Raw genomic sequence first — 20,668 nt, forward strand, 5'->3', positions numbered from 1 at the left:
AAACTTAAAAATCCAAAAAAACTTGAGAAGTTTTAATGCTTCTCAAACCACAATTAAACTATATAAGGATACAATAAATGGATAAAAAGGTACAATCAGTAAAGTGGTTATATTTAACTGTCTTCCTTCTTCCTGTACTGGCTATGGCTCAGGAAAAAGATAAAGAAACCAAAATTGATGAGGTCGTTTTGGTAGGATATAATAAAGTTTCTAAAAAGGATGTTACCAACGCTGTATCATCTATAAAAGGAGAAGCCTTGAAAGATATGCCCGTAAATTCTGCAGCTGAAGCAATTCAGGGTAGACTTGCCGGAGTTCAGGTTCAGGCAAGTGAAGGAAAACCCGGAGGTGATGTAGACATTACTATTAGAGGGGGAACTTCAATTACAGGAAGCAACGCTCCATTATATATCGTTGATGGTATACAAATGGATAATGCAATGACAATTCTTTCACCAAAAGAAATTGAATCTATTGAAGTTTTAAAAGATGCTTCATCTACGTCAATTTATGGTTCTCGAGGTGCAAACGGGGTTGTTTTGATTACCACTAAAAGTGGACGTAAAAAAGCAATCACAACAATCAATTACAATGGTTTTACAGGGGTAAGAAAGATTATGAATACGCTTGATGTATTAGATCCTTACGAATTTGTTCTTTACCAGTATGAATTATACAAAAAGAATGGTGTAATAGGTGACGCTGATGATATCGCTTTTAACAACAGATATGGTAGCACTTATCAGGAATTAGAAAAGTATAAATCTGTTCAGAAAAGAGATTGGCAGGACGAGCTTTTTGGTAAGGAAGCATTCAACTTCACTCATAACCTTAGTGTAAACGGAGGATCTGAAAAGTCTGCTTTTTCATTTACTTTAAATCATGTGGATGAGGATGGAATTATGCTTAATTCCGGGTTTAAAAGAAGCATGGCAAACTTTAAGTATGATTACGACATCAGTAAAAAACTTAAATTTGGGATCAACGCAAGATACGGTAGATCTTTAACTACCGGAGTAGGAACTTCAAGCACTGGTTCTCAAAGTAATAACAGATTGAGAAACTCTGTAAGATACCAACCTTTTGAAGGAGGTTCATCTGTTCCTGTTGATGATTTTGATCCAAACTATGCGACTAATACCAACTTAGTAAATCCTTTACTTTTAAATGACAGCGAAATAAGAGATAATAGAGTTAATGACTTGTTATTAAATGCTTATATTAACTATAACATTACGAAAGATCTCACATTCCGAAGTGTTGTAGGTTATGTACAAAGAGATATTTCAACCAATCAGTTTTGGGGTACGGTAACTTCTCAGGCAAGAGCAAACGCAGATATGCCTATTGTACAGCTTGACAGATCACAGACAAGAAGAATTACCAATACCAATACTTTAAACTATACCAAGAAATTCGGTCAGCATAAAGTAGATGTTTTATTAGGCCAGGAAATTATCCAAACAGATGGAGAATCAAGCAACAATTATGTAAAATGGTTTCCAAAATCTATCCTTCCTAATGAGGCATTTGCCAATATTGCAGCGGCAACTCCACCTGCAGGATTAATACAGGATGCAGCAAGAACGGCTGTGGTGGCACCGGATCGTTTAGCTTCATTCTTCGGACGTGTAAATTACATTTTTGCTAATAAATATATCCTTACTGCATCAGTAAGAGCCGATGGATCCAACGTTTTCATGAAAGGAAATCAATGGGGTTATTTCCCTGCTGCTTCATTAGCATGGAAAGTAAAAGAAGAAAAATTCTTGAAAGATGTTGATTGGTTAAATGAATTAAAACTTCGTGTAGGTTATGGTCTATCCGGGAATAACAGAATCACATCTTACCTTTGGGCAAACTTCTACAACATCAATGCAAACAACGGGTATGTATTCGGTACTTCCGTTACACCGGGAGCTGCAGTTTCTACAACTCAGGCAAATCCTAATGTAAAGTGGGAAGCTACAGTATCTAAAAACGCAGGTATTGATTTTGAATTTTTCAAAGGAAGACTTTATGGTAGTGTAGACGGATATATTACAGATACGAAAGATCTATTGGTATTGGCAAAAGTGCCATTCCCAGGATATGCAAACCAGTTCCAAAACTCAGGAAAAACAAGAAACAAAGGTCTTGAATTTACTGTAGGAGGAGTGATCGTAAACAATGAAAACTTCAACTGGAAAATGGATGCCAACATTTCTACCAATAAAAATACAATTTTAAGTTTGGGTAGTGGCGTAGGTCGTGGACAGGATTCTTACTTAGTACAGTCTGGAGGAATCGGAGGTTTTGACTTTATTGCTAAGGTAGGAAGCTCAGTAGGAACTTATTACGGATATGTAACTGAAGGCAGATATGAGATTTCAGATTTCGATTACAATGCAGCAACTAAGGTTTATACATTGAAAGCTGGAGTTCCAAGTAGTAGTGCAATTGCTTTAGGAGCAAAAGCTGTACAACCGGGAGATCTTAAATTAAGAGATTTGAATGGTGACGGACAGATTACCGACGCAGACAGACAGGAATTAGGAAGTGCACTTCCAAAATTTTACGGAGGTTTCAACCAAACATTTAGATATAAAAATTTCGATATGAGTTTATTCTTTAATTTCTCTGTAGGAAATAAAGTTTATAACGCTAACAAAATCGAAAACACCACTCAATATTTGTACAGAGACAACAACATGGATGCTGCTGTTGCTGACAGATGGAGATGGTTTGACAATGCAGGTGTAAAAGTGACAGACCCAACTCAATTAGCTGCTTTAAATGCTAATACAACAATGTGGACTCCACCAACAGGACAATATATTCTTCACTCTTACGGAATTGAAGACGGATCTTTCTTAAGATTAAACAACGTTACTTTAGGTTATACATTACCAAAAGGTTCTTTAGAAATGATCGGAGTGAAAAACTTCAGACTATATGCAACAGTAAACAACTTATTTGTAATTACTGGGTACTCAGGCTACGATCCTGAAGCAAGTACAAGAAGAAATCCTTTAACTCCGGGGGTAGACTACGCAGCTTATCCTAGAAGCCGTTTCTTTGTAACAGGAGTAGATATCACTTTCTAAAAAATTTAAAAATGAAAAAAAGCAAATCAATACTTATTTTATCTTGTCTTGCGGGAGCTCTGTTCTTCAATTCCTGCAGTGATTTCCTTAATCCCGAAAACCTTTCAAGCATTTCTGAGGCTCAACAATTTGACAGTACTGCAGATACATTCTCAGCATTGGTTGGAGTTTATTCTCAACTTGGAGGTGACGACGGATACGGACAAAGATTATCTTTGATTATTCCTCAGTCTGGTGACGATTTCAGAACTTCTGGAAGCTATAACTGTAATGACAGAAGAGGGGTAGCAACTTTTGGAGCTTGTACAACAAATACAGAATTAAACAATCCATTTGGGAAACTTTATACAGGTATCGAACGTGCCAATTTAGTGATTAAAAACATCCCGTTATCGCCTGTTTATCAAAGCGGTACTACTGATGACAAAAAACTAATGGACAGATATTTAGGTGAAGCATTAACTCTTAGAGCTCAATATTATTATGAATTGATCAGAAACTGGGGTGATGTTCCTTTCTATCTTGTTCCAGCTTCTGATATTCCGGATCAAAATGTACCAAAAACAGATCGTGATGTAATTTATGATCAGATGATTGACGATTTAGCAAAAGCTGCAAATTTAGTTCCATGGAGATCTGAAGGTGGAACAACAAGCAACAGAATTTCTAAAGGTTTCGTGAAAGGCCTTAGAGCAAGAATTGCATTAGCAAGAGCAGGATATTCTTTAAGAAGAAACCCTCAAGTTATGGCTCAAGGATCAAATCCTCAGAAATATTATCAAATTGCTTTCGATGAGTGTAAAGATATTATGAACCATGCTGGAGAACATTCATTGAACCCAAGCTACGAAAACGTTTTCAGAGCTCTTCATACTAATGCTCAAGATGCAACGAATGAGGTTATTTTCTCAGTTGGAGCTTTCGGAGGTGGTACAAGAACCGACTCTAAAATAGGATATTACAACGGTCTTAAACATCACGATAACTCAAGCTGGAAAGGTGGTGGCGGTATAAATGCATTGCCAACATATTTCTACGAGTTTACAAAATATGATTTGAGAAGAGATATGAATGTCGGAATTTTCACAGTTAATGCTACAAATCAGGCAGAATTAGTTGCAGCAAACTCATTCACCGATTCAAAATACAGAAAGTCTTGGACAAGTATTACAGGACCTTCTCAAACATTAGCGGTTGACTGGCCATTATTGAGAGTTTCTGATGTAATGTTGATGTTTGCTGAAGCTGATAATGAACTTCACGGTGCACCTTCTGCAGATGCAATCAATGCAGTAAAAGCTGTAAGAAACAGAGCTTATACAGGTAACTTAGGCCAAGTAGGAACAATTCCTACTGACAAAGTAGGTTTCTTTAATTATATCGTTAAAGAAAGAATGCTTGAACTTGGTTCTGAAGGAATCAGAAAATATGACTTAATCAGATGGAATCTTTTAGCAACAAAAATTGCTGAAACAAAACAGAAATTAACAGACTTCATCAACGGAGTGGGTGCTTATGCAAACGTTCCATTAGATATTTACTATAAGGTTTCTGCATTTGATCCTACAAAAACAGCTCAGCAAAACATTACTACAATTGATGTATTCACAAATACCGGAGTAGCCAAAGCAGATGTATTTTATGTACCAAGTCAATCAACAACAATTCCTACAGGATATAAGAAAATTGCGTGGAGATCAGGAGTTTTACCTACCTATGTAAGTGATCCTTCAGCTGGATATGCACAATATTTCCAAGTGAATAAGAGAGAACTTTTACCAATCTATTTCGAATTTATCCAAAATAACCCTGCTCTTACCCAAGACTACGGTTATTAGCAAAAAATACATTCATATTAATTAATTTTCAGTACAGACTTACTTCTTTCGGGGAGAAGGTCTGTACTTTTCTTCAAAGAAAAATTCAGCTATATGCAGGTTTTAGGTCTAAAAAATAATATTAAATTCTTATCTCTATTTTCAGTAGTTGTCATCATTCTTCTCTCTTTCAAAATGCATGAAGGTAAAACCATCATCGTTTCGAAAGACGGAAAAGGAAATTTCACTACCATTCAGCAGGCTATTAATTCTGTTGAAGAAGGAAAAAAAGAAAGAACAAAAATCATTGTAAAACCCGGAACTTACAGAGAAAAAATCACAGTAGATCCTGCAAAAAGTCCAATCACTCTGATTGGAGAAAATGCAGAAAATACCATTTTAGTTTACGGCGATCACGCGTCAAAGCAGAATGCTAAAGGTAAAAACATTGGAACTACAGGTTCATCAAGCATTTTTATTTTCTCTGACGATTTTTCAGCTAAAAATATTACGTTTCAAAACGATGCAGGACCAGTTGGACAGGCCGTGGCCGTTTTAACGACAGGGGACCGAATTGCTTTTGAAAACTGTAAATTCTTAGGATTTCAGGATACACTTTATACCAAAGGCGCACAGGACAATCCGGATAAAACTAAAGTTTCCAGAAACTATTTTAAGAACTGCTACATCGAAGGAACTACCGACTATATTTTCGGAGCCGGAACTGCGGTTTTTGAAAACTGCACGATATACTCTAAAAAGAATGCATCCTACGTTACCGCCGCTTCTACAATTGAAGGAAATGAGTTCGGATATGTATTTATTAACTGTAATTTAACAGGCAATGCCGATGCAAATTCTGTATATTTGGGTCGTCCGTGGAGACCATTTGCAAAGACAGTTTATATTAATTGTGCAATCGATTCCACAATTAAGCCGGAAGGTTGGCATAACTGGTCTAAACCTGATGCAGAGAAGACTACTTTCTACGCAGAATACAATTCTAAAGGTGCAGGAGCTAATGTCGGGAAACGCGTTTCGTGGTCTCATCAGCTGACAAAAGAACAAAGTAAAAAATATACTGCCAAAAATATTCTGTCCGGAAAAGACAACTGGAACTTCAAAAAAGTATCTCAATAATCTCAAAAAGTTTTCAATGAAATACGCTTTTTCTTCACTCTTCCTTTTGGGAATTTTATCTTTACAAAACTGTACCAGTCAGGTAAAAACGTCAGCCGATTCCAAAACAGTGGTTTCAGGAAAGCTGATCAGTTTCCCCGGCGCTGAAGGTTTTGGAAGATTTACGACCGGCGGACGTGGCGGAAAGGTTTTATTTGTAACTAAACTGACAGATGACGGTTCGGAAGGAACTTTGAGACACGCTTTAGAACAGAAAGGTCCGAGATATATTGTTTTCAGAACTGCCGGAACAATTTTCCTTGAATCTCCATTAAGAATAAAAGAAGGCGACGTCACGATTGCCGGACAAACCGCTCCCGGAGACGGAATTACCGTTGCCAACTACGAAACTTTTGTAGCAGCAGACAATGTGATTATTCGTTATATGCGTTTCAGAATGGGTGATAAAAAAAAGTATGAAGGCGATGCTTTAGGCGCAAGATTTATAAAAAATTTAATCGTTGATCACTGTTCGATGAGCTGGTCAACAGACGAGACGGTTTCAATCTACGTCAACGAAAATACGACGCTTCAGTGGTGTGTAATTACAGAAAGCCTTAGAAATTCGGCCCACCAGAAAGGCGCTCACGGCTATGGCGGAATTGCCGGTGGAAAATTCGCATCTTTTCATCATAATATTTATGCAAACCACGACAGCAGAAATCCAAGACTGGGAGAGTATGCAGGAAGTAAATTTGCGCTGACCGATCTGACCGATTTCAGAAATAACGTCATTTACAACTGGGGTCACAATAATGTCTACGGAGGTGAAGGGATGAATGTGAATATGGTTAACAATTACTACAAACCGGGTCCTGCGACCATGACGAATAAAAGAATTGTAGCAATTGATAAAAATGAAAAAGAGGGCACTGAGGTTTACAACATTTGGGGCAAATATTACATCAACGGAAATGTGGTGGAGGGAAGTCCGGAAGTTACTGCAGACAACTGGAATTTAGGCGTTTTTAATCAAATGAAACCTGCGTATAAGTTGACGGATGCTGATAAAAATTCAATTAAAATCAATCAGCCTCACGATATTCAGAATAACGTAAAAACTGAATCTCCAAAGGAGGCCTACGAAAAAATATTAAAAATCGGAGGTGCAAGTTTGGTGAGAGATGCTGTTGATCTACGTGTTTTGGAACATGTGAAAAAAGGAACTTTCTCTCACAAAGGTTCGCTTGGAAGTGACAACGGAATCATCGATTCTCAGGAAGATGTAGGCGGATTCCCTGTTTTAAAACCAGGAAAGGTTCCTCTTGATTCAGACAACGACGGAATGCCCGATGATTGGGAAATCAAAAATAATCTAGACCCGAAAACGGCCAATGCCAACGGAAAAGATTTAGATAAAAACTATGATAATATTGAGGTGTATATGAATGACCTCGTTAAAAAAATAACCGAAAATCAACGGTAGTCACTGAACTTTCAGACTTTAAGGTTATCTAAAATAAAAAATAATGTCGGTACAGATAAAATTAAACTTATTCAAAATTCTTCTGGCGGGAGCTGTCTTCGCAAGCGGTTCATCGTTCGCGCAGAAAAATGTGATTGAGAAAATCCGCAAAAACCCGAAAGCACCTTTTTCTTACGCAGAATTATCAATAAAAGACGGCGGAAAATGGCAGGGCAACGAGTACATTGGCGGAGCCTTTAAAAACATCAACGAACTGCAACTTCCGGCCGAACATACCGACCATTCTTACTACATCAGATACGAAGGAATCGGTTTGGAAAACAATCAGATCGGTTACAGATTATACCTTGACTGGAGAAATGCTACAGATATTTTCGGGAAAAAAGTAAATACTTTGGTGTTGCCGGACGTCGGACAGGACGGCTTTGAAACGTATCACCACGACGCGCCCTGGGGACAGGACATTCTGAAATCCGGCCGTACCATCGGGGTCGGTTCTTATGGCAGATATGATGATCAGAATGATTTTGTGGAAACTTTTAAAACCGTAAAAACCACCACTGCAAAAGTTGTTAATGAGAGCGATAAATCTTTCGCAACCATCGATTACAAAGGCTGGAAAACGTGGGGAAAGGCGGTTGACCTTCAGTCGAAGCTGACAATTTTCAACAGAGACCGTTTTGTGAAAGTGGATTTAAATTTAAATGAAACAATTTCAGGATTATGTACCGGAATTGTCGCTTTTAAAGATATTCCCATGAAAGAGGCGGTCAGTAAAAACAAAAAATGGGGCTACATTGCAACATACGGAACGCAGACTTTGGCTAAAAAAGAAGATAATCTGGGAATGGTGATCTTCTACCCTATCGGAAATTTAGATAAAATTGTAAAAACAAAATCGACTCATGTGGTGGTTTTCAAAAAGACCAAAAATGTTTCGTATTACTTTATGGGAGCCTGGTCACAGGAACCAAACGGAATTAAAACGGAAGAAGAATTCTACAGAGATTTAGATAAAAAATTAGAAATTTTAGATAATAACAATCAACTTTAAAATTGACTTACAATGAGTTTTATTAATCAAAAATTAAAAATATACGCTGTTGCGGTTTTAGGTTCGGGAATGTTCCTTGCCTGTGCACAGACAAAAACGGCAACGGCTGCAAAAACGACAACACAAACCGCAAAATCAGGAAAAGTAGTTCCTACCAACCTGAAATGGTCTGAAAGAATGATGCTATCAGAAATGCAGAGATTCCCTGAAGCTTGGATGCTCGATTTCAGCAAAAGTCCGAAATGGACGTATCCTTCAGCAATTGTGTTGGATGGAGCCGAACAGCTTTACATCAAAACAGGTAAAAAAGAATATTACGACTACATCAGCGGTTTCGGTGAAACTTTAATCAAGGAAGACGGTACCATCGTAACCTACGACCTTGACAAGTACAATATCGATATGCTGAACAGCGGAAACGTATTGCTTTATCTTTACGAAAAAGAGAAAAAAGATAAATACCTAAAAGCGCTTCAAACTTTACGTCTGCAAATCGACGGACAGCCAAGAACGAATGAAGGTTCTTTTTGGCATAAAAAAATCTATCCCAATCAGGTTTGGTTAGATGGTCTATACATGGGAATGCCTTTTTATACCCATTACACCAAAGATTTTACTAAAGGTGCAGATGCAACGAAAGCTTACGATGATATTGTTATGCAGTTCGACTCAGTTCAAAAAAATCTTTTAGACAAAAAAACAGGATTGCTTTATCATGCGTGGGATGAGAGCAAAAAAGAAGCCTGGGCAAACAAAGAAACCGGACTTTCACCTAATTTCTGGGGAAGAGCTATGGGTTGGTACGGAATGGCAATGGTAGATGTTTTGGATTATTTGCCTAAAGACCATCCGGGAAGGGCACGAATTATTTCTTATTTAAAATCTTATTCTGATGCGGTAATCAAAGTTCAGGATAAAAAATCTGGTCTTTGGTATCAGGTTTTAGATAAGCCTTTAACCAATGGTAATTATGAAGAAGCAACTGCTTCAGCGATGTTTGTTTATACAATGATCAAATCTGTGAACAAAGGTTACCTGCCAAAATCATACAAAGCTGCCGCTAAAAAAGGCTACGACGGAATCATCAAAAATCTGATCACAGTTGATGAAAATGGTGTTGTAAATTTAAATAAATGTTGTGCCGTTGCCGGTCTGGGAGGAAAACCTTACAGAGACGGTTCTTACGAATATTACGTGAATGAAGAGATCCGTTCGAATGACGGAAAAGGAACAGGACCATTTATTTTGGCGAGTTTGGAATTTGAAAAATAATTTTTAAAACCATTAAACCATTAAGGAGATTTAAGAAGTTAAGATTTATTAAGGCTTAAATCTGAGATTTTATTAAGCTACTTGCTTAAAGCGAAGCTCAGCTTAATTTTTCTAAACTTCTTAATAAAAACTTAATGGTTAAAATATTATTTTAAAAACATAAAGCCTTTGCTAAGCAGAACGCTTTTGCGAACTAAAAGTATGCAGAGCAACTTTAAAAAAATCTTTGTCCCAAAATTTCGGGATTAAAAATCTAAACAGATCAAAAATCTGATTTTATGACAAACAAAATTTTAAATATACTTTCAATCACCGTATTTTCCATTGCATCAACATACTTGAATGCACAGGAAAAACCCTACGTTTCAGAAGTCTGGACAGCCGATCAGGGAAAAAACTTCAGAAACCCGATCTTATACGCAGATTATTCAGATCCAGACGTTACGCGCGTTGGCGATGATTATTATATGACCGCTTCAAGTTTCAACGAAGCTCCGGGATTGCCTATTCTTCATTCAAAAGATATGGTCAACTGGAAATTGGTCAACTATGCTATTCAGGATGTTTTGCCTAAAGAACATTTCGCTGTTCCGAGAAGAGGTGATGCTGTTTGGGCACCAAGTATACGCTTCCATAAAGGGGAATTTTACATTTATTGGGGTGATCCGGATTTCGGAATTTACATGGTAAAAACCAAGGATCCGCTTGGAAAATGGGACGAACCCGTTTTGGTAATGGAAGGAAAAGGTTTAATCGATTCCTGTCCGTTCTGGGATGAAGACGGACAAGCCTACCTGGTTCACGGTTGGGCAGGAAGCCGTGCCGGTGTGAAAAGTATTTTATCTTTAAACAAAATGAATCCTGAAGGAACGAAAGTTTTGGATAAAGGCGTTCATATTTTTGATGGTCACGATGCTCATCCGACGGTTGAAGGCCCAAAAATGTACAAAAGAAACGGCTATTACTACGTTTTCGCTCCGGCGGGAGGTGTGGCTACAGGTTGGCAGTTGGTTTTAAGATCAAAAAATATCTACGGTCCTTACGAAGAGAAAATTGTTCTCGAACAGGGCAAAACAAAAATAAACGGTCCGCATCAGGGAGCTTGGGTGGATACGCCTTCAGGTGAAGACTGGTTCTATCATTTTCAGGACGTGGATGCAGGAGGAAGAATCGTGCATTTGCAGCCGATGAAATGGGAAAAAGACTGGCCTGTAATGGGAATCGACAACGATAAAAACGGAATCGGTGAACCGGTTTTAACGCATAAAAAGCCAAACGTCGGGAAAACCTATCCTGTCGTGACTCCAGCTGAAACAGATGAGTTTGATGGTGAAAAATTAGGTCTGCAGTGGCAATGGAGCGCCAATGAAAACATCGTTTGGTCATCCAAACTTCCCGGACAGAAATTCCTGAGATTATTCTCCATGAAAATGGGCGAGAATGATAAAAACCTTTGGAATGTTCCGAATCTTCTGACTCAAAAATTTCCGGCTCCTAATTTTGTAGCGTCAACTAAAGTTAAATTGACACCCGAAGATGCCAAAGAAGGAAAAACTGCCGGTCTTTTGGTTATGGGAATGGACCATGCATCGCTTGTCATCACCAATAAAACCGATGGATACTATGTTCAGTTGAGAAAAGCAGAAAAAGCTGAAAAAGGCGGCGAGGAAAAAGTTTTATTTGAAACCAAATTAAAAGGAAACGAAGCCTATTTTAAAGTTAATGTCAGCGAACCAAACGGAATTTGCACGTTCAGTTACAGCGAAAACGGAAAAAATTTCATTAAAGTGGGCGAACCGTTTCAGGCAAAACCAGGAAAATGGATTGGTGCCAAAGTGGGATTGTATTCTGTAAGTACACAGAAAGCAAACCGCGGTGGATACGCAGATTTTGAATATTTTAGAATAACAAAAAATTAATAGAAATTAAACAACCTTAATGTTTGTCATTCCGTAGGAATCTAGACAGAATTATCTCATATATTAATTTAGATTCCTACGGAATGACAAAAAGACGGTCAAAAGTTCAAATAAAAATTACGCCTTTTAGATTAGCCACAAGTAAGTAATGAACAAAACATTTAATCATATCATTTTATTTTTAGTTGCAGCATTTCTTCTGTCGTCATGTCAGTCGCAAAATGCCGTTGCTAAAACTAAATCCGATAAAAAAGTCACCCGTATTTTCCTCATTGGCGATTCTACAATGGCTGATTACACAGGAAATTATGAGCCTGGCAAAGATTATATGAAGGTTCGTTATCCCGTTACAGGATGGGGACAGGTTTTTCAACCGTTTTTTGTGAAAGACAGTTTGAAAGGTTTAACGTCTTTAAAAGATTCGGTAAAAATCATCGACCGGGCGCACGGTGGAAGAAGCACAAGAACATTTTTTCAGGAAGGAAGATGGAGATATGTCTATGAAAATTTAAAACCCGGCGATTACGTGATGATGCAGTTCGGTCATAACGACGGTTCAGAAAAGCATACAGAACGCTATGTGAATATCGAAGGGTATAAAGAATTTTTAAGATTATTCGTTACTCAAACCATTCAGAAAGGTGGGAAACCCATCATCATCACTCCTGTTGCCAGAAACTTTCCGTGGAAAGATGGCAAACTGGAAAATGTACACGGTGAATACTGGCAGGCTTCAATCGATATTGCGAAGGAAATGAATGTTCCCTACATCGATTTAAACAAAAAATCCATGGATTTTTTCACCAAAAAAGGTCAGGATTATGTAAGCAGTCATTACTTTATGAATCTTCCGGAAGGCGTTTATGAAGCATACCCGAAAGGCAATAAAGACAACACCCATTTTCAGCCGGAAGGAGCAAAAGTGGTGGCACAGATGGTGTTCACAGAATTTAAAAATATAATTAAAACTAAATAATAAAGAAATAATGAAGAAGTCATTCAAAATAATAGGTCTTGTCACGGCAATGATGTTTTCGGGACAGTTCTACGCACAAAATACAGATATTTATAAGGGAATTGAGTTTAAAATGCCTAAAGTGGCAGAAACTTCTTTCGCAGCAAATACCGTATCGATCAAAGATTTCGGTGGTGTTGCAGGTGGAAGTGTAAAAAATACAGAAGCTTTCAAAAAAGCAATCGACGCTTTGGTGAAAAAAGGTGGTGGTAAACTGGTGGTTCCAAGAGGGCTTTGGTTAACCGGACCCATCGTTTTGCAGAGCAACATCAACCTTCATGTGGAAGATGGTGCGATGATTATTTTCAGCACTGACAAAAGCGATTATCCTTTGGTAGACGTGAGTTTTGAAGGTTTAAATACCATCCGCTGTCAATCTCCAATCTCTGCAAGAAATGCGAAAAATATCGCGATTACAGGAAAAGGTGTGATTGACGGAAGCGGTGATGCATGGAGAGCCGTGAAAAAATCGAAATTATCTGAAGTGGAATGGAAAAAATTCGTTGCATCAGGCGGAATTGTTTCTAAAGACGGAAAAACATGGTACCCATCTGAAAGCTATAAAAAAGGATTTGAAAGCAGCTCAAGTTTCAACGTTCCCGATAAAATCAACAAATCTGAACTTGAATCTGTGAAAGATTTCCTTCGTCCGGTAATGGTGAGCATCGTAGGTTGCGATCAGGTTCTTTTGGATGGCCCGACTTTCCAGAATTCTCCGGCATGGAACCTCCATCCATTGATGACTTCCAACTTAATTTTAAGAAATCTTACCGTTAGAAACCCTTGGTATTCTCAAAACGGTGACGGTGTAGATTTGGAATCTTGTAAAAATGTTCTGATCTACGACAATACTTTCGACGTGGGTGATGATGCGATCTGCATTAAATCAGGCAAAAATGAAGACGGAAGAAAAAGAGGAATGCCTACCGAAAACGTAATCATCAAAAACAATATGGTGTATCACGGTCACGGTGGTTTTGTAATCGGAAGTGAAATGTCTGGTGGAGCAAGAAATATGCACGTTTCAGACTGTACTTTCATCGGAACAGACATTGGTCTCCGTTTCAAAACAACCCGTGGAAGAGGTGGTGTAGTTGAAAATATTTACATCAAAAACATCGATATGATCAACATTCCGACGCAGACAATTGGTTTCAATATGTTCTACGAAGGTGCTTCTCCGGTTTTGGAGGACGGACAAAAAGCGGAAGGAAACAAAGCTCCGGAAAAAACATATCCGGTGACTGAGGAAACGCCTGTTTTCAGAAATATCTACTTTAAAAATATCACGGCAACGAATTCTGATGAAGCGATTACTTTATTCGGTTTGGCTGAAATGAACCTTAAAAATATCGTCATTGAAGATTCTCAGTTCGAAACTAAAAAAGGACTAAGCATCGTAGACGCAGACGGAATTCAGCTGAAAAATGTAAAACTGAAATATTCAGAAGGAACTGGAGCAACGATTTACAACAGTAAAAACGTTGATCTTTCTTCCCTTCAGCTGGAATCAGCTCAAAAACCAACCATCAAAGTTTTAGGAGCAAAAACCACTTCGGTAAAACTTCCGAAAGACGTAAAAGGTGAGCAACTGAGCATTTCAAAAGAGATTGCCAAGAATGCGGTTAAATAATTTGAGATTTGACGTTTGAGATTTGAGCTTCTGGATTCTGGATTCGGGTTCCGCGATTGCGATTCGGAGTTTTGGATTCGGGATATGGGCGCACAGGAAAAATTTTAATTTTTCAACTAATGTGTTCTAAATATTCTCAAACATTTAAACTTGAAGTTAACTAATGTGTCAAAAAACTTTTGTGACTTTTGACTTCGTCGAATCTGGCGATTTGTGGTTAAAAGTTTTGGTTAAACAAACACACCAAATTAATTTAAAAATGAGTTTTCACAAACTATATTTTCTTTTTGTTTTTTTTGTAGGAGCAACAGCATTCGGTCAGACAAAGCCGAATGCTACTCCTTACACAAACGAAGCAACATACGAAAAACTTAAAAAGAAACATCCGTTCATCACGCCTTTGAACAGACCGGTTCCGCCCAACATCGGGATCGATAAAGATGTAGAATATGCCAACATTAACAGACTTTCCCTGAAAGCCGACATCTACTACCCTCTTGATAAATCCAAAAAACATCCTGCAGTCGCAATGGTTCATGGTGGCGGCTGGATTTCTGGCAGCAAGGAAAATGAAAAATACATGGCTCAGGAATTGGCCGCAAAAGGTTATGTTGCTATTGCAGTCGGTTACCGTTTGAGCGAAGTAGCAAAATATCCCGCAGCGATTGATGATGTAAACAATGCCATTGAATATTTAAAGAAGAACAAAAAGAAATATTCTGTCGACACCAAAAAGATCGCAATTTTAGGAGAATCAGCGGGTGCCCAGATCGCGACTTTGGTTGGAGTAAAATCTAAAGGAAAAATAAAAGCGATTGTGAATGTAGATGGTGTCGTTTCATTTATTCATGAAGAATCGGGTAAGGAAGGAACTTACGACGCTTTTTGGCTGGGTTATGCCCACAAAGACAATCCTGAAATCTGGAAAGATGCTTCACCATTGGAATTCGTTGATAAAAATACGCCTCCTACTCTATTTATCAATTCTTCGCAACCTCGCTTTCACGCAGGAAGAGATGATATGATGAAAAAACTGAAGAGCTATGGAACTTTCACAGAATTTCACGAAATCAAAGACACGCCCCACTCCTTCTGGTCTGCAGAACCGTGGTTCACAGAAACTTTAAATCTGACGCTGGAGTTTTTAGACAAGACTTTGAAATAATGTTAGTCAAGGCAAAGGTTAGATTAATTTCACCGTTTAATTGGCTTAGGAGTTTGGAACGTTAAGAAAATTTAAAATAAAGCCATTAAGAAATTCCCACTGTTTGAGTGCGGCAAAAATTATCTAAATAAATGAAATTTTCAATCCGCACGAGTTTGGGAATTTTAGGATTTACTTTAAATTTTTAGTGGAAAAATCCAGCCTTGAATTTTTGGTTCTTTTGTTTCAAGACAAAAGAATATTAAAGCAAAATAATTTTTCAATGAAAAAAATATTTTTAATACTCTTCATTTCCATCACCAATTTTTTACTGGCCGGAACTGACCCCTACATCACAGTGACTGTTGCGCAAGACGGAAGCGGCCAATTTACTTCCATTCAAAAAGCAATCACATCCATCAGAGATCTCGGTCCCGGTGAAGCTTTGGTTAAAATAAAAGCTGGAACGTATAATGAGAAGATCATCATTCCATCCTCAAAACATAAAATCACTTTACAGGGCGACAGCAAAGAAAATACGATTATCTCCAACGATGATTATTCAGGAAAACTGGATGCTTTGAATGAGAAAATGACGACTTTCAATTCATACACGCTGTTGGTGATGTCAGATGATGTTAAAATTTCAAATCTGACCATTAAAAATGCTTCATGCAATCAGGGACAGGCTGTTGCACTTCATGTGGAAGGTGACCGTTTTATCGTTAAAAACTCCAATATTTTGGGATGTCAGGACACTGTTTATACCGGTGGAAATCACAGCAGACAATATTACGTGAACTGTTTCATTGAAGGTACAACCGACTTTATTTTCGGTTCGGCAACCGTGGTTTTCAAAAACTGTACGATAAAAAGTTTAGCCAATTCTTACATTACGGCGGCATCAACTGATCAGTCTAAAAGTTTTGGATATGTATTTTTCGACTGTAAATTAATTGCCAAAGAAGGCATCAACAAAGTATTTTTAGGAAGACCGTGGAGATCGTACGCAAGAACCGTTTTCATCAATACCGAAATGGGCAACCACATCCTTCCTGAAGGCTGGAACCCTTGGAAAGGCGACAAAATGTTCCCGGACAAAGACAAAACTGCCTACTACGCAGAATACAAAAGCAAAGGCGAAGGCGGAAAAACCGAAAACCGTGTAGCCTGGTCGCATCAGCTGACAAAAAAGGAAGCAAAAAAATACACCATCAAAAACATTTTCGGAGACTGGAATCCGGATATGATTAATAAGTAATTGGCAATGAGCAATCTCAAAGCCATTTAAATATAACAGTTAGTATTAGCGATGTCATGCTGAGCCTGTCGAAGCATTTCACAATAATAAAATCATACAATGAAAAGTTATTTTACCGCAAAAGAAACAAAAGACCTTTGAGAACTATAGACAATCAAAAGTTTGCAAAATGAAACTTTTACATTTTGCAAACTTTTGACAGTCTTATTTTAAATCATTTCTTTTGATTCTTTTGCGGTTTAAAATTTTTCACATTAAATAAAAATTTAAAAAATGAAAAAAATACTTTTAATCCTAAGCATCATAATTTCAGCATTATCGATAGCTCAGAAAAAACCAACCTTATTTTTAATCGGCGACTCCACGATGTCTAATAAAGACAATCCCGAAAAAAATCCGGAACACGGTTGGGGACAGGTTTTAGGACAATTTTTAACTCCAAATATTGAAATTCAGAACCACGCCATGAACGGAAGAAGCTCAAAAAGTTTCAGAACAGAAGGCCGCTGGGACAAGGTTGAAAAGCAATTGAAAAAAGGTGATTTCGTAATTATTCAGTTCGGTCATAACGATCAGAAACTGAAAGATTCAACGAAATTTACCAATCCACATACGCAGTACAGAGCGAATCTGGAAAGATACGTGAACGAAACACGAGCAAAAGGCGCAACGCCAATTTTGATGACTTCCATTACCAGAAGAAACTTCAACGAAAACGGCGTTTTAATCGATACGCACACCGATTATCCTTTGGTGGTAAGAATGGTGGCGAATGATATGAAAGTTGCATTTGTAGACATGCAGTTACTGACCGAACAGATGGAAATCGCTGCAGGTCCGGAAAAATCAAAATTATTACACCTTCATTTCAAGGCAGGTGAAAATGCATATTACGACAAGGACAAAGCGGATGATACGCATTTATCAAAACTAGGAGCTGAAACGGTTGCCAAACTGGCTACAAAGTCTTTAAAGAACTTAAAGACAGGACTGGAGAAATATATTAAATAATATCCCACAGATCGCACAGATTTTCACAGATTGATTTGTAGAAAATAATCTGCTCAATCTGCAAAGTCTGTGAGAGAAATCAACACTCAGTTTGTCATCCAGAGCGAAACGGAGTGTAGCGTGGAATCACAGAAGATTCAAATGTATAGATTCCTACGGAATGACAAAGTTTATGTTTAAGTAATTACAAAAATTCAAAAATCACAATATGAATTTCAAAAAAGAACCATTTTTCGATGGCAATTCCGAATGGGAAGATTTGGGAGCCGGTGTTTCCAGACAGTTTGTAGGATACAACTCACAGGTCATGATGGTCATCGTGAAGTTTGAAAAAGATGCAATTGGAACTGTACATCAGCATTTTCATTCTCAAATCACGTATGTTGCTGAAGGAAAATTTGAAGTAACCGTTGACGGAGAAACCAAAATCCTGCAGAAAGGCGACGGATTTTTTGCCCAACCCAATATTTTTCATGGGGTGAAATGTTTAGAAGAAGGAAAACTGATTGACGCATTCACACCTTTCAGAGAAGATTTCCTGAAAGATTAACTTATTAAATTCAAACCTTCAAGGTTTTAAAAACCTTGAAGGTTTCTTATTTAAAACAAATGAAAAAAGTACTTTTTTTAATAGTTATTTTCTCTTTCATCCAGTTTTCCGCACAGGAAAAAATATCGTTTTGGCCTAAAAGTGAAATGCCCAATTCAAAAATTTTATCTTCGAAAACAAAGAAGAAAAAAGAACTGGCAGAACTGAAAGAAGCTGAACTTTTTGCTTTTCTGCCTCCCGTGAAGGAGAGAAATCAGAAGTCCGTCATCATTATTCCCGGCGGTGGTTATTCAAAACTGACTTATGATGAAGGTGCTTTTCAGATCGCAAAATGGATGAACACTTTGGGGATTTCCGCTTTTGTTTTAAATTACAGATTGCCAACTTCACCCGATTTAATTCAAAAAGAAATTGCGCCGTTGCAGGATATCCAGGCTGCCATCAAATACATCAGAAAAAATTCGGCTCAATGGGGAATTTCTCCCGATCAGGTGGGCGTCGTGGGAACCTCAGCAGGCGGACATTTGGCGACAATGGCCAGCAATATTTCTAAAGATTATACAGCATTAAAAGGCGATTGGGAAATCATTTCCACCATTCCAAACTTTGCCATTCTTTTTTGTCCGGTCATTGATCTGGGCGAATATGCTCATAAAGGAAGCCGCAACAGTTTGCTGGGCGAAAACGCTTCTCCCGAAAAAATTGCAGAATTTTCCATGCAGAATCTGGTAAGCGAAAAAACGCCGCCAACGATTTTGTTTCACAATCAGGATGATACGGCCGTTCCGCCGATGAACAGCATTTTGTATTTCAAGGCGATGACGAAAAATAAAGTGAAAGGTGCAATGTTTATTTTCCCCAAAGGTGGACACCGGTTTTTCGTAACCGACAAAGATCCGATCAATGAAAACTGGAAAAAACTGTGTGCAGACTGGCTTGAGGGTATTGGTAACAAATAATTAGTAATAAAAATGATTGGTGAGAAGTTGATTTGGGCAGCTATTCCGCCTTCCACTCCCGCTTTTTTGTTCGTCGCATCCTGAGCTCAGCCCAAGGGCTCCTCGCAAAAAGAGCTCCGTTCAAACCTAACGAAGTGGTTCATCGATTCAAATAAAAAAATATAAAATTGAGATAAGTCGGGCTGCAGATTTGTCATCAAAACAAAATTTGTCTTTAACCGACAATAATTCAGATTAAAAAAAAACGAATGTCCACAATTTGTCATCATGAAGAACACTGTATTTCTTTGTTAAGTTTACGCCTTTGTGTAACTTAAGAAATGGTCATCATTTTAAACTCTTTGTTTGGCTTTGCGTTAAATTAAAAATTATAATCAATTGCGGATTTTAAAAAAAATAACAATGAAAAACTTCATCCTTATATTCAGCATATTTATTGGAATTCAAATTTCAGCCCAGCAGAAAATAACCGTTTGGCCAAAAGGTGAAATGCCCAATTCCAAAGGTTTAAAATTAAATATTGTAGAAGAAAAAGAAGGCAGAATCACACAGATTCAGGAAGCTGAACTGTTTGCTTTTCTACCCGCCAAAGAGGAAAGAAAAAAAATGGCCATCATCGTCATTCCAGGTGGAGGTTACAGACATTTGACTTACGATTTGGGAGGATACTCTTATGCAAAATGGCTCAACAACTTAGGAATTTCAGCATTTGTTTTAAACTATCGCTTACCTACTTCTGCGGATTTAAAACAGAGAGAAATAGGTCCGTTACAGGATATTCAGGCTGCAATAAAATTAATCAGAAAAAATGCAGCTCAATATGGAATTTCACCTGACCAGATCGGAGTTTTGGGAACTTCTGCAGGCGGACATTTGGCTGCAATGGCTTGCAATATTTCAGGCGATTACACTGAATTGAAGGGCGATTGGACAAGCATTCCAACCGTTCCAAACTTTGCAATTTTGGTTTCGCCCGTCATCGATTTAGGCGAATTTGCCCACAAAGGAAGTCGGGTAAATCTTTTGGGAGAAAATACTTCCGATGAAAAGATTAAAGAATATTCAATGCAGAATAGCGTGAGTGAAAAAACTCCGCCAACCATTTTATTTCATGCTCAGAATGATAATGCTGTACCCGTTATCAATTCAATTTTATACTATGAGGCAATGATTAAAAATAAAGTGAAAGGAGCGATGTTCATTTTCCCCGAAGGTGAGCATAACATCGGAATTTCCAATAAAACTGAACTGACGGATAACTGGAAGAAAATTTGCGCGGACTGGCTCAAAAGCATAAGTGATAAGTAATATTAATAATGACTTGTTACATTCTACTGATACA

At 37.9% G+C, this 20,668-nt stretch carries 15 protein-coding genes; all 15 read left to right on the top strand.

All coding sequences use genetic code 11. The annotated features are described in order from the left end of the window. Window positions 1-77: 77 nt before the first annotated feature. On the top strand, window positions 78-3,086 hold the full coding sequence (locus OEA66_RS05725; RefSeq protein WP_267280475.1) for a SusC/RagA family TonB-linked outer membrane protein: 3,009 nt from the start codon (window positions 78-80) through the stop codon (window positions 3,084-3,086). Window positions 3,087-3,097: 11 nt separating this feature from the next. Then, on the top strand, window positions 3,098-4,924 hold the full coding sequence (locus tag OEA66_RS05730) for a RagB/SusD family nutrient uptake outer membrane protein (protein WP_267280476.1): 1,827 nt from the start codon (window positions 3,098-3,100) through the stop codon (window positions 4,922-4,924). Window positions 4,925-5,017: 93 nt separating this feature from the next. Beyond that, a complete protein-coding gene (locus OEA66_RS05735) occupies window positions 5,018-6,043 on the top strand; it encodes a pectinesterase family protein (protein WP_267280477.1) in 1,026 nt (341 codons plus the stop codon). Window positions 6,044-6,059: 16 nt separating this feature from the next. After that, window positions 6,060-7,508: a pectate lyase family protein gene (locus OEA66_RS05740; protein WP_267280478.1), complete on the top strand. Its 1,449-nt coding sequence runs from the start codon at window positions 6,060-6,062 to the stop codon at window positions 7,506-7,508. A gap of 43 nt (window positions 7,509-7,551) precedes the next feature. Continuing rightward, a complete protein-coding gene (locus OEA66_RS05745; RefSeq protein WP_267280479.1) occupies window positions 7,552-8,562 on the top strand; it encodes a DUF4861 family protein in 1,011 nt (336 codons plus the stop codon). Window positions 8,563-8,574: 12 nt separating this feature from the next. After that, the gene (locus OEA66_RS05750; protein ID WP_267280480.1) at window positions 8,575-9,834 is read left to right on the top strand and encodes a glycoside hydrolase family 88/105 protein; all 1,260 of its coding nucleotides are present in this window, start codon (window positions 8,575-8,577) and stop codon (window positions 9,832-9,834) included. A gap of 278 nt (window positions 9,835-10,112) precedes the next feature. After that, window positions 10,113-11,753 carry a glycoside hydrolase family 43 protein gene (locus OEA66_RS05755; protein ID WP_267280481.1) on the top strand — a complete coding sequence of 547 codons (1,641 nt, stop codon included), beginning with the start codon at window positions 10,113-10,115 and terminating at the stop codon, window positions 11,751-11,753. Window positions 11,754-11,901: 148 nt separating this feature from the next. After that, on the top strand, window positions 11,902-12,729 hold the full coding sequence (locus tag OEA66_RS05760) for a rhamnogalacturonan acetylesterase (protein ID WP_267280482.1): 828 nt from the start codon (window positions 11,902-11,904) through the stop codon (window positions 12,727-12,729). Between the two features lie 10 nt (window positions 12,730-12,739). Further along, complete coding sequence (locus OEA66_RS05765; protein WP_267280483.1) at window positions 12,740-14,401, top strand: glycoside hydrolase family 28 protein; 1,662 nt, start codon at window positions 12,740-12,742, stop codon at window positions 14,399-14,401. Between the two features lie 259 nt (window positions 14,402-14,660). Then, a complete protein-coding gene (locus tag OEA66_RS05770; RefSeq protein WP_267280484.1) occupies window positions 14,661-15,566 on the top strand; it encodes an alpha/beta hydrolase in 906 nt (301 codons plus the stop codon). Window positions 15,567-15,828: 262 nt separating this feature from the next. Then, on the top strand, window positions 15,829-16,806 hold the full coding sequence (locus OEA66_RS05775; protein ID WP_267280485.1) for a pectinesterase family protein: 978 nt from the start codon (window positions 15,829-15,831) through the stop codon (window positions 16,804-16,806). A 273-nt stretch (window positions 16,807-17,079) separates the two neighbouring features. Beyond that, the gene (locus OEA66_RS05780; protein WP_267280486.1) at window positions 17,080-17,817 is read left to right on the top strand and encodes a rhamnogalacturonan acetylesterase; all 738 of its coding nucleotides are present in this window, start codon (window positions 17,080-17,082) and stop codon (window positions 17,815-17,817) included. A gap of 208 nt (window positions 17,818-18,025) precedes the next feature. Further along, window positions 18,026-18,367 (top strand): cupin domain-containing protein, encoded by a 342-nt coding sequence (locus OEA66_RS05785; protein WP_267280487.1) that lies wholly within the window; start codon window positions 18,026-18,028, stop codon window positions 18,365-18,367. Between the two features lie 59 nt (window positions 18,368-18,426). After that, window positions 18,427-19,326 (top strand): alpha/beta hydrolase, encoded by a 900-nt coding sequence (locus OEA66_RS05790; RefSeq protein ID WP_267280488.1) that lies wholly within the window; start codon window positions 18,427-18,429, stop codon window positions 19,324-19,326. Window positions 19,327-19,728: 402 nt separating this feature from the next. Then, window positions 19,729-20,634, top strand: coding sequence for an alpha/beta hydrolase (locus OEA66_RS05795; RefSeq protein ID WP_267280489.1), 906 nt, complete (start codon window positions 19,729-19,731; stop codon window positions 20,632-20,634). Window positions 20,635-20,668 lie beyond the last annotated feature (34 nt).

The sequence above is a fragment of the Chryseobacterium luquanense genome (genome assembly GCF_026460945.1).
GTDB classification, from domain to species: domain Bacteria; phylum Bacteroidota; class Bacteroidia; order Flavobacteriales; family Weeksellaceae; genus Chryseobacterium; species Chryseobacterium luquanense.